Annotated in this window: 22 protein-coding genes and 1 other annotated feature; of the genes, 10 read left to right on the top strand and 12 right to left on the bottom strand. The window is 40.4% G+C overall.

Annotated features, from left to right (window positions below; translation table 11 throughout):
* Window positions 1-20 precede the first annotated feature (20 nt).
* From yciH to ABR397_RS06435, 4 genes are read right to left on the bottom strand one after another with little or no spacing between them, the layout of a single operon-like run.
* Entirely contained in the window at window positions 21-347 is a 327-nt protein-coding gene (yciH, locus tag ABR397_RS06450) for a stress response translation initiation inhibitor YciH (RefSeq protein ID WP_350304986.1), read from the bottom strand.
* Window positions 337-1083 carry an orotidine-5'-phosphate decarboxylase gene (gene pyrF, locus ABR397_RS06445; protein WP_350304985.1) on the bottom strand — a complete coding sequence of 249 codons (747 nt, stop codon included), beginning with the start codon at window positions 1081-1083 and terminating at the stop codon, window positions 337-339. Before pyrF ends, yciH begins: the two co-directional genes overlap by 11 nt.
* 44 nt (window positions 1084-1127) lie before the next feature.
* Window positions 1128-2297: a lipopolysaccharide assembly protein LapB gene (lapB, locus tag ABR397_RS06440; RefSeq protein WP_350304984.1), complete on the bottom strand. Its 1170-nt coding sequence runs from the start codon at window positions 2295-2297 to the stop codon at window positions 1128-1130.
* Window positions 2298-2303: 6 nt separating this feature from the next.
* Entirely contained in the window at window positions 2304-2615 is a 312-nt protein-coding gene (locus ABR397_RS06435; protein WP_021325448.1) for a LapA family protein, read from the bottom strand.
* Window positions 2616-3147: 532 nt separating this feature from the next.
* On the opposite strand from ABR397_RS06435, the gene ribA reads away from it, so the two are divergent.
* Window positions 3148-3735 (top strand): GTP cyclohydrolase II, encoded by a 588-nt coding sequence (gene ribA, locus ABR397_RS06430; protein WP_350304983.1) that lies wholly within the window; start codon window positions 3148-3150, stop codon window positions 3733-3735.
* Window positions 3736-3819: 84 nt separating this feature from the next.
* Here the strand turns inward: ribA and acnA are convergent, their stop codons facing one another.
* Window positions 3820-6495, bottom strand: a complete 2676-nt coding sequence (acnA, locus tag ABR397_RS06425; protein ID WP_350304982.1) for an aconitate hydratase AcnA — start codon at window positions 6493-6495, stop codon at window positions 3820-3822.
* A gap of 252 nt (window positions 6496-6747) precedes the next feature.
* On the opposite strand from acnA, the gene ABR397_RS06420 reads away from it, so the two are divergent.
* Entirely contained in the window at window positions 6748-7575 is an 828-nt protein-coding gene (locus ABR397_RS06420; protein ID WP_350304981.1) for a hypothetical protein, read from the top strand.
* Window positions 7576-7625: 50 nt separating this feature from the next.
* Here ABR397_RS06420 and cysB read toward each other — a convergent pair whose 3' ends face one another.
* Together cysB and topA are read right to left on the bottom strand one after the other, a co-directional pair.
* Window positions 7626-8600, bottom strand: coding sequence for an HTH-type transcriptional regulator CysB (cysB, locus tag ABR397_RS06415; protein WP_350304980.1), 975 nt, complete (start codon window positions 8598-8600; stop codon window positions 7626-7628).
* Between the two features lie 309 nt (window positions 8601-8909).
* Window positions 8910-11507 carry a type I DNA topoisomerase gene (gene topA / locus ABR397_RS06410; protein WP_350304979.1) on the bottom strand — a complete coding sequence of 866 codons (2598 nt, stop codon included), beginning with the start codon at window positions 11505-11507 and terminating at the stop codon, window positions 8910-8912.
* Between the two features lie 510 nt (window positions 11508-12017).
* Here topA and ABR397_RS24995 point away from each other — a divergent pair.
* Window positions 12018-12122 (top strand): DUF2498 family protein, encoded by a 105-nt coding sequence (locus ABR397_RS24995; RefSeq protein WP_407072868.1) that lies wholly within the window; start codon window positions 12018-12020, stop codon window positions 12120-12122.
* Window positions 12123-12171: 49 nt separating this feature from the next.
* Here the strand turns inward: ABR397_RS24995 and ABR397_RS06400 are convergent, their stop codons facing one another.
* Window positions 12172-13005, bottom strand: coding sequence for an alpha/beta fold hydrolase (locus ABR397_RS06400; protein WP_350304978.1), 834 nt, complete (start codon window positions 13003-13005; stop codon window positions 12172-12174).
* 331 nt (window positions 13006-13336) lie between these two features.
* Window positions 13337-14383 carry a protease SohB gene (gene sohB / locus ABR397_RS06395; protein ID WP_350304977.1) on the bottom strand — a complete coding sequence of 349 codons (1047 nt, stop codon included), beginning with the start codon at window positions 14381-14383 and terminating at the stop codon, window positions 13337-13339.
* 198 nt (window positions 14384-14581) lie between these two features.
* Here sohB and ABR397_RS06390 point away from each other — a divergent pair, with 198 nt between their 5' ends.
* Together ABR397_RS06390 and cobO are read left to right on the top strand one after the other, a co-directional pair.
* On the top strand, window positions 14582-15346 hold the full coding sequence (locus ABR397_RS06390) for a YciK family oxidoreductase (protein ID WP_350304976.1): 765 nt from the start codon (window positions 14582-14584) through the stop codon (window positions 15344-15346).
* A 5-nt stretch (window positions 15347-15351) separates the two neighbouring features.
* Window positions 15352-15942 carry a cob(I)yrinic acid a,c-diamide adenosyltransferase gene (cobO, locus tag ABR397_RS06385; RefSeq protein ID WP_350305027.1) on the top strand — a complete coding sequence of 197 codons (591 nt, stop codon included), beginning with the start codon at window positions 15352-15354 and terminating at the stop codon, window positions 15940-15942.
* Window positions 15943-16005: 63 nt separating this feature from the next.
* On the opposite strand, the gene rluB is transcribed toward cobO, so the two are convergent.
* The 3 genes from rluB to rnm all read right to left on the bottom strand — a co-directional run bounded on the left by rluB (window position 16006) and on the right by rnm (window position 19110).
* Window positions 16006-16941, bottom strand: a complete 936-nt coding sequence (gene rluB / locus ABR397_RS06380) for a 23S rRNA pseudouridine(2605) synthase RluB (protein WP_350304975.1) — start codon at window positions 16939-16941, stop codon at window positions 16006-16008.
* Window positions 16942-17601: 660 nt separating this feature from the next.
* Window positions 17602-18222, bottom strand: coding sequence for an L-threonylcarbamoyladenylate synthase (locus ABR397_RS06375; protein WP_350304974.1), 621 nt, complete (start codon window positions 18220-18222; stop codon window positions 17602-17604).
* A gap of 27 nt (window positions 18223-18249) precedes the next feature.
* Window positions 18250-19110 carry an RNase RNM gene (rnm, locus tag ABR397_RS06370; protein ID WP_350304973.1) on the bottom strand — a complete coding sequence of 287 codons (861 nt, stop codon included), beginning with the start codon at window positions 19108-19110 and terminating at the stop codon, window positions 18250-18252.
* Between the two features lie 558 nt (window positions 19111-19668).
* Here rnm and ABR397_RS06365 point away from each other — a divergent pair.
* Genes ABR397_RS06365 through ABR397_RS06345 form a run of 5 tightly spaced genes read left to right on the top strand, consistent with a single transcriptional unit; the run spans window position 19669 to window position 24468 of the window.
* Complete coding sequence (locus tag ABR397_RS06365; RefSeq protein WP_350304972.1) at window positions 19669-20727, top strand: 3-oxoacyl-ACP synthase III family protein; 1059 nt, start codon at window positions 19669-19671, stop codon at window positions 20725-20727.
* On the top strand, window positions 20717-22447 hold the full coding sequence (locus ABR397_RS06360) for an HAD-IIIC family phosphatase (protein WP_350304971.1): 1731 nt from the start codon (window positions 20717-20719) through the stop codon (window positions 22445-22447). Before ABR397_RS06365 ends, ABR397_RS06360 begins: the two co-directional genes overlap by 11 nt.
* On the top strand, window positions 22437-22676 hold the full coding sequence (locus ABR397_RS06355; RefSeq protein WP_350304970.1) for a phosphopantetheine-binding protein: 240 nt from the start codon (window positions 22437-22439) through the stop codon (window positions 22674-22676). The genes ABR397_RS06360 and ABR397_RS06355 overlap by 11 nt, the downstream gene beginning before the upstream one ends.
* The gene (locus tag ABR397_RS06350) at window positions 22654-23367 is read left to right on the top strand and encodes a 2-oxo acid dehydrogenase subunit E2 (protein WP_350304969.1); all 714 of its coding nucleotides are present in this window, start codon (window positions 22654-22656) and stop codon (window positions 23365-23367) included. Before ABR397_RS06355 ends, ABR397_RS06350 begins: the two co-directional genes overlap by 23 nt.
* Window positions 23368-23376: 9 nt before the next feature.
* Complete coding sequence (locus ABR397_RS06345) at window positions 23377-24468, top strand: alpha/beta hydrolase (RefSeq protein ID WP_350304968.1); 1092 nt, start codon at window positions 23377-23379, stop codon at window positions 24466-24468.
* Between the two features lie 481 nt (window positions 24469-24949).
* Window positions 24950-25050, top strand: a sequence feature (Trp leader region).
* Window positions 25051-25070: the final 20 nt, after the last annotated feature.

Here is a 25070-nt window from a genome sequence, read left to right as displayed (position 1 = left end):
GGCGCATATCCGCCCTTCTATCAGCCACCAGCCAATTTAACTGTCATCCCTTTAGCTTCAAGTAACTGTTTCAATAAATCCCTTTTATCACCCTGAATTTCTATTTCGCCATCTTTTACTGAACCACCACAGCCACATTTTTTCTTTAATTCAGCCGCCAACTTGATCAGTGTCTGATCATCCGCGTCAATTCCGGTAATAACACAAACGCCCTTTCCTTTACGACCACTGGTTTGGCGTTGGATTCGAACGATACCATCCCCTTTCGGACGCTGAGGTTTAGTGGTTTCTTCCTGAATACGGCCCCCGTCTGTGGAATAGACCAGACGCGAATTATTATCTTGCATGAATAACTCCCGCAATAGACTGGTTGATCTGACGCAATGCCGCCGCCGGATCCGCTGCACGGGTAATCGGACGCCCGATAACCATATAATCAACACCAGCCAGTACCGCTTGTTCCGGCGTCATGATACGACGCTGATCGCCCGCTTCACTGCCCGCCGGACGAATCCCCGGCGTTACCAGTCGGAAATCCTGACCACAAGCGTTTTTCAGTTGCGTAGCTTCATGCGCAGAACAAACCACACCATCCAACCCACATTCCTGCGTGAGTTTTGCTAACCTTTCAGCCTGTTGCGCTGGCGTAATATCAATACCAATACCTTGCAGATCCGATTGTTCCATGCTGGTTAATACCGTGACGGCAATTAACAACGGCGCAGCATGACCATAAGGCAACAGCGCTTCTTTCGCCGCCGCCATCATCCTGGCGCCACCGCTGGCATGAACGTTTACCATCCAAACTCCCATCTCAGCCGCAGCAGCTACCGCTCTGGCGGTGGTATTGGGAATATCATGGAATTTCAAATCCAAAAATACGTCAAAGCCACGCTGGTGCAACGACTTAACAAACTGAGGACCATTAAGGGTAAACATCTCTTTACCCACTTTCAGGCGGCAATCCTGTGGATCAATTTTGTCAGCAAAAGCCAAGGCAGCATCCTGATTGTCGTAATCTAAAGCAACAATTACAGGCGAGCTAATCTGTTTACCGAATGATGTTAAGATATGCGATGTCATTTTTTAACCTTTTTGACCAACAAAGAAATATTACTGTGACATTGTCACTGACCATCCAACCCACGGATGGGTTTAATCGAATCCCATGAACGGCATGATGGGCAGTGCCAATAAAGTGAATGAGAAGTAAAGCCGCATTTTTGGCAACGATAATTAGGTTTGGTACGAATTTGTTCACCCACCATGTCCCGCAGCAAAATAATACTTTCTTTCGCCCGTCCTTCTTCCGCTTCCGCCAAATGGTAATCCATCAGGCGATAAAACAGGCGCATCGTCGGATGACGTTCTAATTGATGATTGATATAGATCTGCGCGACTTCATGGCCCTCTTTCTGCTCGATAATATCAGCCAGTAAAAGTTCGGCAGCTGCTCCACTATCCTCTTCGACACAACGTTTGAGGAAATTTTCCCATTCATCAATCTGATTCAGATGCTGGTAACATTCCTGGAGAATAGGTAATACCTCACTGATCAACTCTTTATCTTGCTCAAGAACAGATTTCAAAGAACCCGCCGCTTTGGTGTATTCCTGTTGGACCATAAACAGACGTCCCAACATGATAGAAACCCTGGCGCAATTTTTATCTGCCTGGACAGCTTTATTAAGGTAGCCAATAGCCTCATCAAGATCATCACCGCCCATTTCCTGCAAGGCCAGTTCGCAATAAAAATGCGCGATTTTTTCCCGTAAATCATGTTTGTCGGATCTAACTAATTTTTCAGCGATATCAATGGCTTTTTTCCAATCACTGGTTGCCTGGTAAAGCGTAAGCAGCGATTGAAATGCATTTTGCCGAAAATCTTTTTCATTCACCAACTGAATAAACATATTTTCAGCACGATCATATAAACCCGCAGACATATAGTCGCGGCCTAATTGTTGCGTCGCCAGTAAGCGCTGCTCAAATGTCAGAGAAGCGCTTTCCATGAGAGATTGATGAATACGGATAGCCCGTTCTACTTCCCCTCTGGAACGGAACAGATTCCCCAAAGTCAGATGCGCTTCAAAAGCGGAACTGTCCTCTTTAAGCATTTCAAGAAACAGATCCACCGCTTTATCTTGCTGGTTCGAAAGGAGAAAGTTAACCCCGGTAACATATTCCCGCGACAAACGATCAGCATTTTGTTGTTTATCTTGTTGAGCACTTCTGCGCCCCATATACCAGCCATAAGCAGCAGCCACAGGAAGCAACAGAAACAACAGCTCTAACATGGGAATTTATTCCTTGCTAAATACAGGCGGTGAATGAGTAACCGGAGGTTCAGCAGGTTGCTCCAGTTGTGCTTCCAGTCGCTTAATCTTGCGTTCAGCTCTTCCCAATGATAAACGAGTACGAAGATAGAATAATCCACAGATAACCCAGCCTAACACGAAACCGCTAGCGAACAATACAGCCAAAAGCGTAGATACAGAGTAATTTCCTTTAGCAATCAGATAGTTAAAAGTAACAATCTGATCGTTATTTGCTCCAAGAGTTACAGAGATGACAAAGATCACCAATACCAGTAATAAAATCAGAAAATATTTCACATTTTTTCCTGTTATCTATTGTTGCTTGGGTATTATGCCAAATAACAGACATAACGGCCCATTAAATTAGCATTTCCAGTCTGGGCAAAGGAAGCAATTTATCATGATAAACGCTTCTTTCAGCTTTTTTGCGATATCTTCCCACTAACTAAGTGTAAATAAGAAGCAATTACCTATCTAAATCCTTTTGGAAGTTAATCAACCGCCATTTTTTTGTGAGACAATAAATAACCATCGCCCAATTTGCAGCAAATAGGGTATGTCCAGAAGGAAAGGCAACATAGGGACGAGGCTCCTTAGTGGTATTCTGGACGAAGTATGCAGCTCACTCATAACACGTTGATGTTATGCCTATTACTTATACACGATTATTTGAAGATTTTTCACAGATAATTGATTGTAAATATGGCAGAATACATGTGCGTTATAATCAGAGAAAATTTCTTGTGCAGTTTCAGCTGATTTCTCAGACCGGTATTATTTTTTACAATCCATTCTTATAACGAGTCTGAATCGACATATGAACAATAAGATGCAATTAAAACAGATAGCTGAAGCTAAATTACCTACCCCATGGGGCGACTTTTTGATGATAGGCTTTGAAGAAATCGCCACGGGTCAAGATCATGTTGCATTGGTATATGGCTCTATTTCTGATAATGAACCTGTTCTTTCCAGGATCCATTCAGAATGTCTGACGGGTGATGCCCTGTTTAGCCTGCGTTGTGACTGCGGCTTTCAACTTGAAGCAGCTCTGGCTCAAATTGCTAAGGAAGGACGGGGGATATTACTTTACCACCGGCAAGAAGGCCGTAATATTGGCCTGCTAAACAAAATTCGTGCTTATGCATTACAGGATAAGGGCGCGGATACGGTAGAAGCTAATCATCAGTTAGGTTTTGCCGCCGATGAACGTGATTTTACCTTATGTGCGGACATGTATAAATTGCTGGGCGTTAATGCTATTCGTCTGCTGACAAACAATCCTAAAAAAGTGGAAATTATGACCGAAGCAGGTATTAACATTGTGGAGCGGGTTCCGTTAATTACCGGCCGCAATGCTAAAAATGCTCATTATCTGGATACCAAAGCCAGAAAAATGGGGCATTTCCTGCCATAAGAGCCTTAATTTCCACTTAATTCTACTTATTTTAGCTGACAAAGATGGCGCCAATACTGGCGCCATCTTTATAGGATATAAAAATCATTTCAACATATGACGGATGACATAATGCAAAATACCGCCGTGGTGGAAATAATCTAATTCAGTTCCAGTATCAATACGACAACGGGCCTCAACGACCACCTTACACCCATCAGCATAAGTCATTTTTACCGGTACGATCTGACCAGGTTTAAGGTTATTCATCCCAGTAATATCAATCGTCTCATCACCGCTCAGATTCAGTGTTTTACGGTTTACTCCCTGAGGGAATTCCAGTGGTAATACACCCATACCAATCAGGTTAGAACGGTGAATACGTTCAAATGATTCCGCAATTACCACCCGAACCCCCAACAACCGAGTTCCTTTCGCAGCCCAATCGCGGCTCGAACCAGAACCATATTCTTTGCCGGCAATCACAGCCAATGGTGTTTTTTCTTCCTGATAGCGCATAGCCGCATCATAAATCGCTAATTGTGTCTGTGATGAAATATGGCGGGTATATCCCCCTTCTACACCTGCAATCATCTCATTACGGATACGAATATTGGCGAACGTCCCGCGCATCATCACTTCATGGTTGCCACGCCTTGAGCCATAAGAGTTAAAATCCTTCGGATCAACGCCATGTTCCTGAAGATAACGCCCTGCCGGACTATCAGCTTTGATATTTCCTGCGGGGGAAATATGATCTGTGGTGACAGAATCACCAAGAATAGCCAGTATATTAGCGCCGTGAATATCCGTTATAGCCTCCGGCTCTGCTGTCATCTCACTAAAGAATGGCGGGTGGCGAATGTAAGTAGAGTCAGGTTGGAAGTCATAAGTTGCAGAACTGACGACATCCAGCGACTGCCATGTCTCATCACCATCAAATACTCCGGCGTACTCTTTGTGGAACATGCCAACCTTAACTTTATCAACTGCTTCAGCAATTTCTTTCCGGTCAGGCCATATGTCTTTCAAATAGATGCCATTGCCTTGTGGATCCTGACCAATAGGATCGTTAGTCAGATCCTTTTTCATACTGCCGGATAAGGCATATGCCACAACTAATGGTGGTGATGCCAGCCAGTTAGTCTTTATCAGCGGATGGATCCGGCCTTCAAAGTTCCGGTTGCCAGACAGGACCGCACCGACGGTAAGATCGGCTTGCTTAATTGCAGTTTCAATAGGTTCAGGCAATGGCCCGGAATTACCAATGCAAGTTGTACAGCCGTAACCCACCAGATTGAAACCAAGTTTCTCCAGATATGGTGTAAAACCGGCAAGTTCAAGATAATCCGTCACAACTTTCGAGCCGGGCGCCAGTGAGGTTTTTACCCATGGTTGGCATTTAAGCCCTTTCTCAACCGCTTTTTTCGCCAGTAAACCTGCGGCCATCATCACACTGGGGTTAGATGTATTGGTACAGGAAGTCATCGCAGCAATGACAACCGCACCCTCTTCTAGCTCATAGCTCTGGTTATCCAGATTAACGGGGGCTGAGGCGACTTTTCCTTGCGCTTTATTCATCTCCAGATCAATGGCTGACTGAAATGCCTGTGGCACCCGCTCTAAGGCAACTCTGTCCTGTGGACGTTTCGGCCCGGCGAGGCTGACCTCCACCGTAGACATATCCAGTTCCAGACTGTTAGTAAATACCGGCTCATCACCCGGATTTCGCCATAGGCCCTGGATCTTACAATATGTTTCAATCAGAGCAATCTGCTGTTCTGTACGCCCTGTTAACCGCATATAACTCAGCGTAATATCATCCACCGGGAAAAAACCACACGTTGCACCATATTCCGGTGACATATTGGCAATGGTTGCCCTGTCTGCCAATGGCAAGTCAGCTAACCCATCACCATAAAATTCAACAAATTTCCCCACCACCCCCTGTTTACGCAGCATCTGTGTCACTGTCAGCACAAGATCTGTCGCAGTAATCCCTTCGCGTAACTTTCCGGTGAGTTTAAAACCCACCACATCAGGGATAAGCATGGAAACAGGTTGTCCTAACATAGCCGCTTCCGCTTCGATACCCCCAACCCCCCATCCCAGAATACCGAGGCCATTAATCATGGTGGTGTGAGAATCCGTACCAACCAGGGTATCAGGATAAGCCAATTCCCGCCCGTTATGCGTTTCATGCCAAACCGTTTTACCCAGGTATTCCAGGTTGACCTGATGGCAAATCCCAGTTCCCGGCGGTACAACGCGAAAACGGTTAAATGCTTGTTGTCCCCAACGCAGAAACAGGTAACGTTCATAGTTGCGTTCCATTTCTAATTGAACATTTTGTTCAAAGGCGTTTTCCGTGCCAAATTTATCCACCATAACGGAATGGTCAATGACCAGATCAACAGGTGATAATGGATTAACCTGTTCAACATCACCGCCAAGACGCTGAACTGCATCCCTCATCGCCGCTAAATCAACGACAGCCGGAACTCCCGTAAAATCCTGCATTAATACACGAGCCGGTCGGTAAGCAATTTCCCGGTCTGCATGACCGCTATTTTGCCAATCAACAATCGCTTTTAAATCGTCATCAACAACAGAGTTGCCATCAATATTGCGCAGGAGATTTTCCAGAAGAACTTTCATTGATTTAGGCAAGCGGGAAATATCACCTAAATGTTTAGCAACCAGTGGCAAGCTGTAATAATCATACTCTTTACTTGCAGCGGAAAGTGTTGAAACACAAACCTTTTTCAAATCAAACGACATAACTCCTCCTTCTTATTATGCTGGCATCACTCAGAGCCATCTTATGATAATGGCACAAGTTAAACATAACATATAAGCAAATAATTGTTTTTTATTACCACACAATTTGTCAATTCAGATTGTCCATCAGAATTTCTATAATAAATTTTGATGATTTAGTCGGGTAAACAATTGAATGACAATCAGCTAGAATTAGTTCGCCAACAATTAAATTGGACTCTAATTATTAATTAAAAGAATAAGGACAAAATTATGGATATAAGAAACCCAATTATAAATCACCAGGATCATATAGAGAAAATCAATGAAGCCAATACGTTCTTCCATATCGATGGAGCTTATTTTAATATAGAAAATACAAACACATATAAAGAAAAAGATGGCTTAGTTCAGTTCATTGTTGCAACACAATTATCTGATCAAAAAGATGTTCAGGAAAAAACGAATAGCTTAAGTCAAACATTAATTGCTCTTTCTTCCATCGCAACTAATTATGTCAATAAACATGCAGAAAAGCATGGAGAGAAATACAAGACAGATATGGCATTCTGGACTCAAGTTGTCAACAAGCTCCCTTTAATGGGTACCAGCAAAGTCGAATCCAAAAACTACACAGACTCATTGACTGGCCTAAGTATCTCAAAAAGTTTTCTTCATTTTATCATGAATGTTGTTGTATTCGAAAATACAGATATGCTGGTAAACTTTGCTGACTTTCTTACCAAACAAGGAGAAACGATTCGTTTAGGCATACGGAAAAATAAAGGTTTTTATTCTACTATGACACTAACAGTTGCCATAGATACCTTGGTTGTCGGAGAAAAGACGGTATATATTCCAAAACTGAAACTCTATCGAATTAATTTCGATAGTAATAATTCAAACTTTTTATCAAGTTGTGCTTCGAATGAGAATGTTAATATTAATTTTGAATACTCATCTCTGATATCGGTCTTAGACTACGAAGCGCTCGAACATCCTGATCTTAAGGCCAGTTTTGATAATTTCATTAATAAGCACAGAAAAATGTCAATCGAAGATTCCGATGATTTCTTCAGTGGTGAGTTTGATCCAACCTGATAAGTAAAATACGGGAGATAATGGAAGTCATTATCTCCCTTGCTATTTTATTATATGATTAGCAATTTGATATCTTTGAACATAATTTCGATATCTTCATTTGAGCGCAAAGCAACCGCCTGATCAATAACATCACGCGTCAGGTGAGGTGCGAAACGCCACATAAAATCATACATATAACTGCGCAAGAAACTACTGCGCCGAAAACCTATCTTAGTTGTGCTGTAGCTGAATTTATCTCGCATATCAATGCAAATAAGGTCTTTATCCTGCACCGGATCAACTGCCATGCTGGCAATAACCCCAACCCCCAAACCCAACCGGACATAAGTTTTAATGACATCCGCATCAGTAGCAGTGAAAACAATTTTAGGTTTTAGGCCCACTTTATCGAATGCAACATCTAATTCAGAACGACCGGTAAAACCAAAGGTATAAGTGACCAGTTGATATTCTGCCAATTCTTCAATTGAAACATTCTTTTTACCCGCCAGCGGATGATCCTGTGTCACCACTAACGTTCTGTTCCAATGGTAGCAAGGCAACATTATCAAATCTTCGTATAAATGCAGCGCTTCAGTGGCAATAGCAAAATCAGCATTACCTTTACTCACAGCTTCAGCAATTTGCGTTGGCGACCCCTGATGCATATGCAAAGAGACCTGCGGATAACGTTCAATAAATCCTTTAATCACAGGAGGTAATGCATAACGGGCCTGTGTATGGGTAGTGGCGATATATAGCGAACCACGATTCGGATAAGTATGTTCACTGGCAACTGACCGTATTGCATCAATTTTAGACAATACTTCACGAGAAATTCGGACAACCTCTTCACCTGCGGGAGTAACATGCGTCAGGTGTTTACCACTGCGGGAAAAAATCTGAATACCTAATTCATCTTCAAGCATCCTAACTTGCTTACTAATCCCTGGTTGAGATGTATACAATCCTTCCGCCGTAGATGAGACATTAAGGTTGTGGTTTACCACCTCTACGATATAACGAAGTTGCTGCAATTTCATATTAAGCACCATCCCAAAATAAACGCTGTAAACAATTATGACTTAAAATTTGGCCTGATATTGCTGTTTGCTATTTATTATAACTAATAGAAATAATAATGTTTTCTCATATAACCACTATAACACGATTATATATTTATATAACGAATAATTGAAAAATCATAACGAAGGTTATAGGCTGCATTTTAATTCATATATTTTAAAATTCTGTTGATAGATGAAAAAAGCCAACCTATAAGGTTGGCTTAATAGAAAAAAATGACTTCATTCTTGAGAAAAAGAGCGAGTTGATTCTCTTAAAAATTATTACTATTTATCTTTCTCAACCCATTTCCCATCTACATAAAACACACTCCACCCCGTTGCCTTGCCATTTTTCTCTGAAGAAGCATATTGCTGTTTAGTTTTACGACTAAAACGGATAACAGTTTTATTACCTTCAGCATCAGCCACAGGCGCATCAGCCAGATAACATAGTTTTTCCGGCAGGCGGTCTTTAAAACGAGCCAGCTCTTCTACCAAAGGAGCTCGGGTTTCCCTCGATTTAGGAAAAGTATTCGCGGCTAAAAAGACACCAGCGGCACCATCACGCAATACAAAATACGCATCAGACTTTTCACAAGGAAGTTCAGGTAACGGAACCGGATCTTCTTTTGGTGGAGCAACTTCTCCGCTACGCAGGATCTTGCGGGTATTTTTACACGTTTCACTGGTACAGCCCATGTATTTACCAAAACGCCCCATTTTCAGATGCATTTCAGCGCCACATTTATCACACTCGATAACCGGGCCATCATATCCCTTAATGCGAAACTCGCCCTCTTCCACTTCGTAGCCATCACAAGCAGGATTATTACCACAAACATGTAATTTACGCTGGTTATCGATAAGATAGCTGTCCATCGCTGTACCACATTTTTTACAACGACGACGAGCACGTAATGCGTTTGTTTCCGCATCATCCCCTTCCAAAATGTTGAGAATTTCATTTTCAGGGATAAGGTTGATCGTCTGCTTGCAACGCTCTTTAGGTGATAACACATAACCGGAACAACCCAGGAAAACGCCAGTGGTTGCCGTGCGGATACCCATAGGACGATTGCATGTCGGACACTCAATGGAGGTAATCACCATCGGGTTGGGTCGCATCCCGCCATCTTCCGGGTCTTTATTGGCGACATCAAGCTGTTCACTGAAATCAGTGAAAAACTCATCTAAAACCCCTTTCCATTCAGCTTTATTACTTGCAACTTGATCGAGCTGATCTTCCATTTGCGCGGTAAAATCATAACTCATCAGCCCGTTGAAATTCTCTTCCAGCCGATCAGTTACAATTTCCCCCATTTTCTCTGAATAGAAACGACGGCTCTCCACCCGAACATAGCCACGATCCTGAATCGTGGAAATAATAGAAGCGTAGGTAGACGGGCGACCAATACTGCGTTTTTCCAGTTCTTTAACTAAGGATGCCTCGCTGTAACGTGCTGGCGGCTTGGTAAAATGCTGGCTTGGGAGCAGTTGTTGCAAATCAAGTTCAGTACTAATGTCAACAACAGGCAAAGTATAGTCTTCATCACCCTTGCGCAATACAGGCATCACTTTTGTCCAGCCATCAAAACGCAATGTACGGCCTTTGGCGCGCAATTCAAAATCACCCGCCTGTACCGTCAGGGTTGTGGAATCGTATTGTGCCGGTGTCATTTGGCAAGCAACAAACTGACGCCAGATAAGCTGATACAGTTTTTGCGCATCCGCATCCATGTCTTTCAGCTGTTCAGCCATGACATCAACGCTGGAAGGACGTATAGCTTCGTGCGCTTCCTGTGAATTCTCTTTGCTGCTGTAAATATTCGCTGTTTTCGGCAAGTATTTATCACCAAAATTATCACCGATATAATCACGAACCATATCCAGCGCATCCTGACTCAGGTTGGTTGAGTCAGTACGCATATAAGTAATATACCCTGCCTCATACAAACGCTGGGCCATCATCATGGTTTTTTTAACACCAAAACTTAAACGCGTGCTGGCGGCCTGCTGTAATGTGGAGGTGATAAACGGCGCACCCGGTTTACTGGATGTTGGACGATCTTCACGATCAATAACTTTGTAACGGGCTTTTTCCAGTAACGATATGGCGGCCTGAGTTTGCTCACCATTAACCGGCTTAAACGGCTTACCCTGCTTATGAGTCACTTCCATATGCAGTGAAATTTCACCTTTCGCCAGTAAATCAGCGTGTAACTGCCAATATTCTACCGGTACAAACGCTTTAATTTCGCGCTCTCTTTCTACAACAAGGCGTACCGCCACAGATTGCACGCGACCGGCAGAAAGCCCTCTGGCAACCTTTTTCCACAGTAGCGGAGAAACCATATAACCAACAACCCGATCCATAAAACGGCGGGCTTGTTGCGCATTTATCCGGTCAATATTCAATTCACCCGGATTATCAAATGCCTGTTTGATGGCATTTTTAGTAATTTCATTAAAAACAACCCGGCTAAAACGATCACTGTCACCACCAATCACCTCCCGCAAGTGCCATGCAATAGCTTCTCCTTCACGGTCAAGATCCGTTGCGAGATAAACATGATCTACTTTTTCAGCCAGTGATTTCAGCTCTGCCACGACTTTCTCTTTGCCTGGCAAAATCTGATAATCAGCTTCCCAGCCGCAATATGGATCAACCCCCATACGGCTGACTAATGCAGCTTTCTCATCTTTTTTGACCTTCTTCTTAGACTTATCGGTAGATGAGCTCGAGCTCTTTTTGCTGGCTGAGCCGCTGGTCGGCAAATCACGGATATGACCCACGCTGGATTTCACCACGTAGTCACTCCCCAAATATTTATTGATTGTTTTGGCCTTTGCCGGGGACTCCACTATTACAAGAGCTTTACCCATAGTTATCTTTACCTAATTATCTTTTCAGATGGCGGAATTCACAGCGTCCATATCACGGTGTCTACAAGCTAAAATCCCCTTTGGTATGATAGACCGCTGACAACCCTATGAGCTGTTGGCTATCCATCTTCCCCCTAATCCTAAAAGTTCGCTTCACTCTCAATAAGAATTTAGGCAGGAGAATTCCGCAATTTTGTTAAAACCTCTTTTTATATTGCGATAGATTCTCAATATATCAACTTATTTTTATTCAGATGATCTGCCCGAACTCGAAACCTGTTGAATTATTTGAGGTATTTTAGATACCGCCCATAAACTATGCAAATGAATGAAACGAATCGTAAACAAAATCTTCCATCTGCATGGTGAAAAGTTCACACTCTACCTGATAAAAAATGATGCGCAACAAATTATTTTTGATAAGGGCTGAGAAATGCGACAGAGAACGGCACCGATTAAACGTGAATAATTATCGGAAAAAGCCAACCGTATTATCCGCCAATTCAGGGTATGCTCGTAGACGATGTAGCACAAAAAGGGGATGTACTGGTATTCCGTGGTGAATCTTTTCTGGATGAAAAGAAACGAATAGGCAGATATATAAAAACCCTCTAAAACTATATCTGCCGGGTATATAAACACTTTGTACTATAAACTGTGAATATTATTTAATCTTCAGGGGAAGATCGGAGAAAAAACCCGCCATCATGACATTAAATCTCTCCGGCACTTCCCAAAATGGTCCATGACCAAGATTGATTAAATTATAAACACGACCAGCCCAGAGATTTCGGTAAGCTATTCCATTGATATAATCAATATTGACAAATAAATCGTCTGCCCCATTAACAATCGCCAGAAGAGTTGGGTTTGTTTCAACCAACAATCGTTGGTCCATGACATCTGGTGAAACGGACGCTTCGGACATATATTGCCGTGCTAAACCATCAGTCCGTGCGACTGCCGCTCTAAGAAATGGTTCACTAAGCGCGTTTTTGCCATATAGCGCCAGAGTATAATCTGTAATTTCCTCTTCAGTCAGCGAAGCCTTACCTGATATTGCCATAAACCGGCTTGGCTTAAATCCAAGACTGACATTCTCTGCACCTGGGCTAACCGGAGGTGTGCCACAAATCATCAATCCAACAATTCCAGGGAATCGCGAGATCATTTCCAACCCGATATGCCCCCCCAGCGACCATCCGAAAACAGCAATTTTATTGATGCCTAATTTTTCCAGCACTTCAATAATGCAGAGAGCATAGCCAGATACCGAATAAGTCCGGCGAGGATCCACTGCGTTTGATGACGCGCCATGCCCTGGCAAGTCAATAGTCAAAATCCGGTATTCATCACCAAAACATCTCACTTGATGACAAAAAATGTCCTTACTGCTCGAATTACCATGTATAAAAAGCACAGGTAACCCGTTACCCCCCGTATCAGCAACAGAGATGACAGCATGACTGGTATGAATATCGTACTGCGAAATAGCCATAATACTTTATTTCCTTAGGAATATTATTAATTAAGTCGTCATTTTTTGGGATATGTACAGTGCGCTCAAATGCACCGGCGGCGCGGTGTAAAAGTGATTTATACTTATTTGGAAATCAGCCGGATAGAACACATAAACGCGAAGCCAGAGTAACAATTATCAGTGTAGAAAATCCTGATTTTCATCACACAGGTGAAGTGGTATGTAAAGCAAATTATGTAACACCTGTGATGTTTTAACAGGGACAAAATATCAAGGCGCCCCTGAGCGTTAAGAAAAAACGCCGTTTCAGGTACGCCAGGATTTATTCATTCAAAGCCGGGGACTTTAATCAAAGCAAAGGCTTTTCTCCTCTCTGCCACCAGCGTAATAACAGTTTATCAACGCCTTCCATTGCACTACCCGTGAAACGCTCTACCATGCGTTTACGATGTATATAATTGACGCCAATAACTTCACAATGATCTATTTGAGCAATTAACAGATCATCACTGACACCAATTTCGTCAATCAACCCTTTTTCTTTCGCTTGTGTGCCATACCAATATTCACCTGTAGCGACACTTTCCACATCAAGCAATGGACGATGTGTATGAATAAATTCTTTGAACAATTCGTGAGTCTGATTGAGATCTGCTTGGAACTTTTTCCGGCCCTGCTCTGTATTTTCCCCTAAAAAAGTCAATGTGCGTTTATATTCACCAGCCGTATGCAGTTCTACATCAATATCATTTTTCTTCAATAATTTATGAATATTTGGAATCTGAGCGACCACCCCAATAGAACCAATAATGGCAAATGGCGCGGCAACAATATGATCAGCAACACAAGCCATCATATAACCACCACTGGCAGCCACTTTATCTACGACGACAGTCAGGCGGACACCTTTCTGACGCAGACGGGCAAGCTGGGAAGCGGCAAGTCCGTAACCATGAACCATTCCACCGGGGCTTTCAAGACGCAGCAAAACTTCATCTTTTGCATCTGCCACTGCCAGAACTGCGCTAATCTCTTCACGTAATGAATCCACTTCATGTGCGTCCATACTGCCTTTAAAATCCAGCACATAGAGACAAGGTTTCTGTAATCCTTTCTGCCCTGTCTTAGCTTCACTCTTCTTTTGCTTGGATTCGAGCTTTTGCTGTTTATTAAACTCTTTGTGCCAGATTTTTCTTTCGGCTTCTGTCATTCTAGCCTGCTGCATTTGACGCTGTTTATCCCGGTATGATTCACCAAGGTCTGTCAGTTTCAACTCGCCTTTTAGCGAAGATTTCCGCATTCCCACACCAATACCAAATATAGCCAAGGCGATAACGGCCAACACCAGCGTTATTACTTTGGCTAAAAACAACCCGTAAAGAGATAAATACTCCACAAAACCCACCTTTGTCTTCTGATAATTAATATTTTTCATTCTAACTAAAAATAGATATTAACGCCTGCAATGTTTCACCATTTACTTCTTAAACAATCAGCCTTTACAAATTTGACTCAATATATCAATTTCTGTTTTGATAGCCTGAACTGCCTCTTATGGTAATAAATCGCTCTATCAATAACAGGAAATCTTCAAATGTTACATTACCAACCTAAACATGACCTCCTACAGCAACGTATTATTTTGGTTACAGGCGCTGGAGATGGGATTGGTCGTGAAGTGGCTTTAACTTATGCCCGTTATGGAGCGCAAATGATCTTACTTGGCAGAACCACGCACAAACTGGAAGCTGTCAAAAAAGAGATAGAACAAGCAGGTGGCGCCCCTGTAGCCATTTACACCCTAGATCTACTCACCATAACAGCCGAAGAGTGTAAAACATTTGCTGACGATTTAACGAAATATTATCCGCATCTGGATGGTGTATTGCATAACGCCGGATTGCTGGGCGCCGTCGCACCAATGGCAGAACAGCCGGTTCAGTTATGGCACGATGTGATGCAAGTCAACGTCAATGCGACCTTTATGTTAACTCAGGCATTGCTTCCGTTATTATTGAAATCACCGCACGGATCATTAATTTTTACCAGTTCAAGCGTTGGCCGTGAAGGTCGCAGCGGTTGGGGAGCTTATTCCGCCTCTAAATTTGCAACCGAAGGCATGATGCAGGTTTTAGCCGAAGAATATAAACATAGTTCTCTGCGCGTTAATTGCATCAACCCTGGTGGTACACGCACAAATATGCGCGCCAACGCATTCCCTAACGAAAATTCTGCTAAACTGAAAACACCGGCGGATATTATGCCGCTATATCTTTATCTCATGGGCAGCGATAGTCTGCGTAAAACAGGCATCAGTTTTGATGCACAACCCGGACGTAAAGCAGGACCAGCTGAATAATGACAATCAATGAGAACCAGCACCAAAAAAGGCAACAACGCCTGAAAGAAAAAGTGGATTCCCGTATTGAAGCCGCCCAGTTAGAGCGGGGAATCTTCATCGTTTTTACCGGCAATGGTAAAGGCAAAACCACCGCGGCGTTCGGCACAGTGACCCGTGCGGTAGGTCATGGGTTACGTGCCGGTGTTATCCAGTTTATAAAAGGTCAATGGGAGAATGGCGAAAAAAATCTGCTGGAACAACATGGTGTGAATTTCCATGTTATGGCAACAGGTTTTACCTGGGAAACCCAAAGCCGGGAAACAGATACCGTGGCCTGCCATCAGGTATGGCGCCACGCGTTGGAGATGCTGGCTGATCCTGATTTGGATCTGGTGGTACTGGATGAACTGACTTATATGGTGAGTTACGGCTATCTTCCTCTTGAAGAGGTTATTACCGCCCTGAAACACCGGCCAGAACACCAATCCGTTATTATTACCGGCCGCGGTTGTCACCGTGAATTATTGGAAATGGCCGATACCGTCACAGAGATGCGCCCGGTCAAACATGCCTTTGATGCCGGCATTAAAGCACAAAAAGGAATCGACTGGTAAAAAAGGCCCCGTGATTACACGAGGCCCACAGAAACGAGAAGCCTAGAAACCTAAAAATAGAAATTAGCGGCCTTTTGGTGCAGTTGGACGCCCCGCATTCTGGCGGGAGCTACCCGGACGACGCTTTCCTGCCGATGGACGTGATGTCCCCTGAGTATGGCGTTTAACTGCACGGCGGATTTGGTTAGCTTTAAGACGACGTTGATCACGTTCAACCGCCACTTTGGAAACCGTCTCTTCATTCAAACCCACTAATTGACGCAAATAATTAGTCTGCTCCAAACCAAGTTCTGTCCAACCCCCGCGAGGTAAACCTTTTGGCAAACCAATATCACCATAACGCACACGAATAAGGCGGCTCACCTGTACACCCACCGCTTCCCAAAGACGACGAACTTCACGGTTACGTCCTTCTGTCAGCGTTACGTTATACCATTGGTTCATCCCCTCACCGCCCTTGAACGCGACAGTGCAGAACGATGCCGGGCCATCTTCCAGTTGAATCCCCTTAGTCAGTTGTTTCAGTTTGGCATCATCAACTTCGCCAAAAACACGAACAGCATATTCACGCTCAACTTCCCGACTTGGATGCATCAAACGGTTCGCCAGCTCACCATCCGTGGTAAACAGCAACAAACCACAGGTATTCACATCCAGACGCCCAACCGCTATCCAGCGGGAGCCCAGCAATTTAGGCAAACGATCAAAAACGGTTGGCCGACCTTCTGGATCATGGCGGGTGCAAAGTTCACCTTCTGGTTTGTAATAAGCCAGAACACGGCAAACTTCTTTTTGTGGTTCTTTGATATGTAATATCCGGCCATCAAGGCGAATTTTTGTGGCGGACTGAACTTCAATACGATCGCCTAAAGTGGCAATCTTGCCGTCAACACTGACGCGCCCTTGTTGAATATAACCTTCTACTTCGCGGCGGGAACCGTGACCGGAACGCGCGAGAATTTTCTGTAACTTTTCAGATTTTTGTGTCTTACCACTCATTGAGCAACCTCTGCTGTCGCCTTCACAGGCGTCGTGTTGTATATCAATCAATACGCCATATTGAAAAAATATTATAACAAATTGATTTTAATAAATTTTTTAACATAGAGTGTTAGAAAACAGGTCATACACTCCAGTCTGTGGCCGGGCATTCTACACTAATTTTGGAATCAATGACTCAAATAAATATGCCCATTTATCGCTCACACCGAAACTCATCGGAAAAAAACAAATATATTACAGCCACAACTAGGTTATAACATGAACCCATATTGAAATATCAATATTTACCGTAGAATCTATACCAAAATAGACTCCATTACCGCCACCTAAATACTGATAGCCGCCATACAGTTTTGAAAGTGCCTTTTCAATAAGATAATATCAGAATTCACTTTTATCTTCTATCTCATAAAAATTAACCCGAGGAAAATCATCGTCAACAAATAACCAATTAAACTTATTTTAGGTGGGAAAAATATTTACTTATCACGTTATCAAAGCCACTTAATTATTAAATACATAATGATTTCTTATTTAGTTACTATTGATAATTCGAATTAATAATAAAAACTTTAACTCAATCAAAGAATTAAAAATATAAAGTCAGTATATTATACGCTGACTTTATATTGACACTGAAAATGATTACTGCTTAACCTATAAAAATGGCGTTACATTCCCGGCACCTTCACGTATTATCACAGGCGTATCTTCAGTCAAATCAATTACCGTTGTAGGCTGCTGCCCTAAATAACCACCGTGAATAATCAAATCAACCAATTTACCCAAATTATCTTTAATCTCTTCCGGATCAGATTCAGCAAAATCATTCCCCGGTAAAATGAGACTGGTGGACATCAGTGGCTCACCCACTTGTTCAAGAAGAGACAGCGCAATTGGATTAGATGGAACACGCAATCCAATGGTTTTCCGCTTATCATTCATTAAACGACGAGGCACTTCTTTGGTCGCCCGTAAAATAAAGGTGTAATTACCTGGCGTATTATTCTTAATCAGTCGAAAAGCCGAATTATCAACATAGGCATAGGTCGATATCTCTGATAAGTCACGACACATTAAGGTGAAATTATGATGACTATCCAACTGTCGAATACGACATATCCGGGTCATCGAATCTTTATCTTCCAGACGGCAACCAATCGCATAACCGGAATCAGTTGGGTAAACCACGACCCCACCTTTTTTGAACACATCCACACTTTGCCCTATTAAGCGTGGTTGAGGATTATCAGGATGAATATAAAAAAACTGGCTCATAAATTGCCTCTTAATTTTATGCAGCCCCTACAGCGACCAGTTGCGCCATATTGGTACCACATCACCGGGTAACCACAATTTACGCCCTAACTCTATCCATGAACAGGGCTGGTGAAAATCAGAACCTAACGATGCCATCAAATCATACTCCCGTGACAATTGACCGAGATGTTTCCGCTCGTTAGGCGCCTGCCGACACTGTGCAACCTCCATTGCATCACCACCATGCTGCTTAAACCAGACAATCAAACGTTTCAACCACTTGGCAGATAAATCATATCGCCCCGGATGCGCAATCACTGCCTGTCCGCCTGATTGATGAATGGCGTCAATAGCGTGTTCAATTGTACACCATTGCGGTGGAACGTATCCGGTTTTTCCCCTCGCCAGATACTTCTTAAAGACTTTCGCAATGGTCGGCTCTTTACCGATTTCTACTAAGTAACGAGCAAAATGGCTTCGCGTCACCTGACCACCATCCGCTAACTGACTTGCTCCTGCCCAGGCATCGGAAATACCTGCCTTTGCCAGCCTGCGACCTATTTCAATGCCGCGCGCTTTCCTGAGTTCAGCCTGTTTACCCAACAATTCAATCATTGCAGTTGCCTGAATATCTATATTCAGACCCACAATGTGAATCTCCATTTTTTCCCACAGGGTAGATATTTCAACGCCGGGTATTAATTTCAAGGGTAAATGATGATTGCGGATATGTTCATGGGCCAGAGGAATAGCATTTGTCGTATCATGATCAGTCACTGCCAACACATTGACTCCCATTGCCACCGCCCGTTCAGCCAACTCTGATGGTGAAAGTAAACCATCCGATGCTGTCGTATGGCTATGAAGATCATAAATTGTCACCAACTCAGTAGTTGAATTTGTCATTATCTCTTTCTCTGCCTGAATAAATTTGAAACATATTAAGCGGATAGCTTAACGATAAAGAGGGGTATTTTACATCAAAAACAAAGAAATTTATTTAAAATCAATTAAATAATCAAGAATAAGAATGGAATCTACACAAATAAAGCACGACATTCCACTCTAACTAAATCAATAATAACAGATAAGCCATTAAAGAGATTTTACAGAGACTGGGAAAGTACTGATGGCATGTTTCAGTGTTGGGAGATAATTATCCTTTTGCCAACTAAACATGGCTGATAATAGTTCTTCATTGCTATTATTACTCATATATTTTCCTCAAAGTAAATAATTAATATTTTCTCGAAAAAAACATTGTTCAAAACTTAGAGAAATTATTTTTATCGCTTAAATTTCTGTGATTATAAATTTAACAAACAATAGATAACCATTCATTAAAATCTATTTAATATCGTTCAGGTATCAATGAAGAATCATACTTCCAGCGCCTTTGTCCGATTGGATTATGTATATTAATGCTGTAATTAGCCTTTACAGATTTAAAGATAAGAGCTATTAATGTTAGTACAAATAAAAATTGGGAGAGCTAACATGTACATATCATCAGTAGAAACATATCTTCCGGGTACTAACATTACAAATGAAGAATTGTGTGCGTTAATTAACTTCAGGCCACAGCTAATAGAAAAACTATTCGGTAACTATGGACGCCATATTTCAACAAATATACTGACGGGTAAAATTAACAATAATACATCTGATCTCATTTCAATTGTTTTAAAAAGATTAATACAGCAAAATGAAAATGGCTATCATGACATTGATTTTATTATAACATCGACAGCCACTCCTGATTATTTATTGCCAACCAGCATTAATGAGGCATGTTACAAGTTAGGGATAAAAAATATTGAAACTTATCAGATTAATGGCGGATGTTCAGGAGCTGTGCAGGCATTAAATCTCGCGAAATACATATTAAAAAGCGGCGTACATAAAAAAGGAATTGTAATAGGTGTCGAGTGCTCTAATAAGTTTGCCAATCTATTTGATTTTGGCAGTAAAAAAATTGCCCCCAAAGAGGCTGTAAATTACGTTCTCTTTGGTGATGGTGTGGGAGGGTGCATTTTATCAAGTGAAGAAACAGAAAGCGCCCTAGCTGTAAATGAAGTTAGCTACAGTTATATAGGACTGAATGAGAAAATAGGTCAACTAGTAAACTGGAAGGGAACCAAGAAAGATACGGATGATTCCCCTATGTTACAGGAAGAATACAAATTAATTGAAAAATTAGTCCCAGATCTGACCATGGATAGCTTCAAATCATTTTTAATTACCAACAAGCTAAAAATATCAGAAAAACTTTGGCTAATGCCGCCACAGCTATCCGGGAAAATGGTTGATGTGATTTGTAAGAAAATTGGATTTCCTGAGTCACATGTTTTATCCCAAGTTGCAAATATAGGAAATTGTGCAAACGCAGCATTATTCTTTCAGTTAAAAGAATTTTTTGATATAGCAAATGATGGTGAGGAAGGTATAGCCATATCTATAGAGTCGTCACGCTGGTTAACATCAAGAGTCTACCTCACAAAAGGAGGTCAATGTGTTAAATAGTATCTTAAATAAGATGATTTTAGGAAAATCAATAGAGCAGAACTTTAAACAGATTGTGAATAGCTTAGTCCTTTGCAATCTCAGCCACAAAGCATTATTGCCTTTAATGAATTATGAAGCCTTAACGCTGAACATTTATTTAAAGTTTATGAAAACTGATTACAGCAACTATTTATCATATGTATTATTAAATCAGTCTGTAATTGAAGATTACAAACCTGAAATTGTTTTTATTATTTTTGACGAAACATATTACCTTGATGAATATAGCATATGTAAACCGATAGATGACGTAAAACAAAACATTGAGAATATAAAAACCAATTTAAAAAAAATAGTTGATATTTTCATTGATCTCGGGATGGATAAAATTAAATTCTTTGTATCATCACTACCCTACTGCTCACAAAACTTGAGTCAATATATAAGCCTTAATGAAAGAAAAAGATTTCAGGTGATGATTTATGAGTTCACTGAATTTATCGAGAAAGACAATTCGGTGTCACTGATTATAGATCTGAGTGAATTTAAAGGCAATACCACAGAGAATATATATACCACACATAACACAGTCGCATCTTTAGATTTCTTAAATTATGTAGCAGAAGCGACTATAAAATTATTAAGACTCTCTTATGGTAAATCTATAAAGTGTATAATCACGGATTTAGATAACACATTATGGGATGGTGTTATAGTTGAAGATGGCTTAGAAAATAGTCTAGCTTCAAAAAAGGCCAATGAATTTAACATGTATCAAAAATGGTTGTTAAGGATGTATGAGCAGGGTGTTATTCTGGCTATAGCAAGTAAGAACGATGAGCAAATCATCAAAGAAATTTTTGATAAAAATAATGGAAAAATAAAAATCGATTGGGATAAATTTTCTTTTACGTCAATTAACTGGAATAGAAAAAGTGATAACATAAAGGATATATGCAAAAATCTGAATATTAATCCAGAACATGTTCTTTTTATAGATGACAGTAAGTATGAGTGTGAAGAGGTAAAACAGAATATCCCTGAAATTACTGTTTTTGAGTTTTCTAAAAACATAACTGAAAATATTAGAAGTTTATTAGGTTCAGATTTTTTCATTAAAGAAAAGTTAACCGATTCAGATAAGATAAGAAATATGACGTTTGCTCAAAATAGATTGCGAGAAAACCTTCATATTGTCTCAAAAAATAATAATGATTACTTAAAAAGTCTGAACATGACGTTATGTTTCACAACATCTCCAGCGTCATTTATTGAAAGAATTTCCGAATTAACATTAAGAACAAATCAATTCAATATGACAACGATAAGAATGAATATAAAGGAGGTTCACGATTTTCTTGCTGATAACGCCAATACAATTATCATATTCTCATGCAGAGACAACTTTGGTGATTATGGCGTTATTGGGTGCGCATTTCTGTCTTTCTTTGAAAAAACATGTTTAATAGAAAATATCGTCACGAGCTGCCGTGTATTAGAACGGCAAGTTGAATTTGGAGTAATGAATGTGATCATTCATATTGCCAGGGAGAATAAGTGTGAGCTGCTGACAGCTAAATATACAGAAACAAATAAGAATAAAAAATTCAAAAATTTTTATAAACAATGTGGTTTCCTAAACCAAACAGATAGTTTTTACCAAGCTAAGTTAACTGAATTGAAAATTGCCGACAAACACTACTGTGTGAACATAGAAGGGGTTCCAAATGAAATCTGATGATTTTTTGTTGTTTATAAAAGATAAAACCGGAATGCAATTTAATTCAAGTGATCTCGATTGCGACCTTTCAAGTCTTGATGAATGGGACTCATTAACCTTTATGTATATGATAATAACATTAGAAAATGAGATAAAAATCAAGTTTGAAGTCGATAAATTATTAGCATGCAGAAATTTACGTGAAATCTTCGAGGTTATGAATAATGAAATTAGCAAAAATATGTGATAATAGAAAGCAGACTCTAATATTTTTAGATCTAGCCAAAGAGGTTAAAGGGGTATCATTTGTAACAAAAGTAAATATATCAACATGTAAAATGAGTTATGCAACATCATTGTTAATTAAAGCAGTGAGTGAAGCATTTGAAGAGTTCAGTCATTTAAACTGTATGATGAAGTATGGCAGTAACATGAAATTAATTAATATGAAGGAGATCAATGCAAGGTTAACCATCTCACAAGAAAATGAATCACAAGAAGCTGGCGTTTATACCTACACTATTAAAAATACAGATAAAAAAACTGTAAAAAATATATATAGTGAAATATCTTTAATAATAAAAACAGAGCTTGCGAAACAAGATTCTTATAGAAAAATAAGGCTAATACAGAGACTACCTTTATTTATCGGAAAGTTATTGTCTAAGTTTATGATGCTTAATTCTAGGAATCAGGTAGCCCTTTTTGGTAGTTTCACTGTGACATCCTTTGGTAAGGAAAGTCAGAATATTTGCATCCCTATATCCGGCTCGACATTTACATTTACTTTGGGTTGTCCAGAACAGACAGAAAACAACACATATAAATGTAATCTAGTTATGGTTTTTGACCACAGAGTACTTGATGGCGTCGAAGCATCCAGATTCCTCAATAAAATAAAAGATAATTTCATGAAATACGAATCAAATTTTTTATGAGGCAAAAATATGAATAAGTTATATGAAATGAAGAATTATGTGATTTTACATGCGAGAACCTTGAGTATCCAAAGGAAAGTGAGTGATTTGCTTTTATCTATAAATTCGTTGTCAGATGATTCATCATCTAGCTGGGGTAATGTTTTCTGGAAGGAGGCTAAGCATTCAGAAGGAAACGGTAACTATAAAGAAGCCTTGGGATTATATAATATTGCAAGATTCCCTTATCCAGATACAACGATTCAACATCGTTCTTATAATGAATATATTAGTTTGTTTAAAAACATATATATAAATCCTCATAAACTTGAAGATAAAATAACATCTAATGGGGCTCAACGATTTTATATTAAATATGGAAAAACAAAAGACGTTGTAATCATATGTGGGGGAATTATTTCTCTGAAAGAACAGTGGGTAAACGCATTAAGTATTCTCCATTCTCTTGGTTTAACCGTTATTCTTACTGAGATGCCGAGTGTGGGGGAAAACTCAATAAGTTTTAACGCTGAATCATTCAGCATGTTTTCAGATATACTAAATTCAATAGATTTCCCTGTGGGTAAAAGGTGCCATTTACTGGCGATGAGTTTTAGCGGTTACATTGCATTAAAAAATAGTTGTACGGATAACAGAATAAACTCGATAACTATGGTTGGTGCGCCTATATATGACATCTACCATAATGTTAAATTATTTCAGAATTTACCTCGAATTACTAAGGACATTTTGATAAATAACATTAATAATAATAGTCATAAAAAAATAAGTACAGATGATGAACTGTTTTATTTTATGAATAGTGAATTCACTTCTGTTAATAAGATAAGAGAAGACCTGAGGATTTTTTATTTACAGAGTAAATATGATGAGGTTATTCCCTCAACAGAAACAACCCATCTAAAAGATAAGTGTTCATTTTTCAATAATCTTTGCTTACCCGATGTCCATGGTTCACCAAACTACCATAAGACAGTGGTTTTTTATATCATCTGGAGTGTTCTTAAGTCTATGAATAAGAATGCACTCACAAGGATTTTATTAATTGCTATGATATCAATATCAAAGCTTATATATAGATTTAAAAATATTAAAAACTGACGGACTCTACCTTGTAAATTGAGCGGGTTATATATGCTCTCGGGGATTCGCTCCCTTGCCGCCGCGATGCATCTTGAAATCCATAGGGTATACCTATATTCATATTTTTACAGCAAAGAATGGTATTCAGCCCTAAAATATAGGGCTGAACATTATCATCTTAAGTGTGAAAATGATAATATTAGTTATTTATGACAGTAGATAATAAATTTATTAATATTAGCGTCTTCTCTTATCTTGAATAAAAATGATAAGCGTTCGTTCATAATATTAAACTGCCAGAATTAGTCGGTCCTCTCCTGATAACTCATTACCCTTACCCAACCAATCGACAAAAATTTAATAGACTTTTTTTCATAAAACTCTTGACACACAAACCGCGCTCCAGTTTACTAGTACGAAAGAAATGGCAGTATTATCTCGTATATCATCTATATTTAATGCGAAAGAGGCACTGAAAATGGCTGTATTTATGATGTCTATCCGTTGGTGGCACAACTTCCCATTTAGGGCGGTATGGTCACGCACATAAATCAACAGTGCCAAATTACCAGAACCCGCCCAAAAGGCGGGTTTTTTTATATGCATAACTCATGATCAGG

The sequence above is a fragment of the Photorhabdus viridis genome (assembly GCF_040256935.1).
In the GTDB taxonomy this organism is placed as follows: Bacteria; Pseudomonadota; Gammaproteobacteria; order Enterobacterales; family Enterobacteriaceae; genus Photorhabdus; species Photorhabdus viridis.
This window is presented reverse-complemented; position numbering and strand designations above follow the sequence as displayed.

Bases quoted from the DNA above. Each gene is read 5' to 3' on its own strand.
- yciH (WP_350304986.1), bottom strand. From the start codon at position 347: ATGCAAGATAATAATTCGCGTCTGGTCTATTCCACAGACGGGGGCCGT.
- pyrF (WP_350304985.1), bottom strand. From the start codon at position 1,083: ATGACATCGCATATCTTAACATCATTCGGTAAACAGATTAGCTCGCCT.
- lapB (WP_350304984.1), bottom strand. From the start codon at position 2,297: ATGTTAGAGCTGTTGTTTCTGTTGCTTCCTGTGGCTGCTGCTTATGGC.
- ribA (WP_350304983.1), top strand. From the start codon at position 3,148: ATGCAATTAAAACAGATAGCTGAAGCTAAATTACCTACCCCATGGGGC.
- acnA (WP_350304982.1), bottom strand. From the start codon at position 6,495: ATGTCGTTTGATTTGAAAAAGGTTTGTGTTTCAACACTTTCCGCTGCA.
- ABR397_RS06420 (WP_350304981.1), top strand. From the start codon at position 6,748: ATGGATATAAGAAACCCAATTATAAATCACCAGGATCATATAGAGAAA.
- cysB (WP_350304980.1), bottom strand. From the start codon at position 8,600: ATGAAATTGCAGCAACTTCGTTATATCGTAGAGGTGGTAAACCACAAC.
- topA (WP_350304979.1), bottom strand. From the start codon at position 11,507: ATGGGTAAAGCTCTTGTAATAGTGGAGTCCCCGGCAAAGGCCAAAACA.
- ABR397_RS24995 (WP_407072868.1), top strand. From the start codon at position 12,018: ATGCTCGTAGACGATGTAGCACAAAAAGGGGATGTACTGGTATTCCGT.
- ABR397_RS06400 (WP_350304978.1), bottom strand. From the start codon at position 13,005: ATGGCTATTTCGCAGTACGATATTCATACCAGTCATGCTGTCATCTCT.
- ABR397_RS06390 (WP_350304976.1), top strand. From the start codon at position 14,582: ATGTTACATTACCAACCTAAACATGACCTCCTACAGCAACGTATTATT.
- rluB (WP_350304975.1), bottom strand. From the start codon at position 16,941: ATGAGTGGTAAGACACAAAAATCTGAAAAGTTACAGAAAATTCTCGCG.
- ABR397_RS06375 (WP_350304974.1), bottom strand. From the start codon at position 18,222: ATGAGCCAGTTTTTTTATATTCATCCTGATAATCCTCAACCACGCTTA.
- rnm (WP_350304973.1), bottom strand. From the start codon at position 19,110: ATGACAAATTCAACTACTGAGTTGGTGACAATTTATGATCTTCATAGC.
- ABR397_RS06365 (WP_350304972.1), top strand. From the start codon at position 19,669: ATGTTAGTACAAATAAAAATTGGGAGAGCTAACATGTACATATCATCA.
- ABR397_RS06355 (WP_350304970.1), top strand. From the start codon at position 22,437: ATGAAATCTGATGATTTTTTGTTGTTTATAAAAGATAAAACCGGAATG.
- ABR397_RS06350 (WP_350304969.1), top strand. From the start codon at position 22,654: ATGAAATTAGCAAAAATATGTGATAATAGAAAGCAGACTCTAATATTT.
- ABR397_RS06345 (WP_350304968.1), top strand. From the start codon at position 23,377: ATGAATAAGTTATATGAAATGAAGAATTATGTGATTTTACATGCGAGA.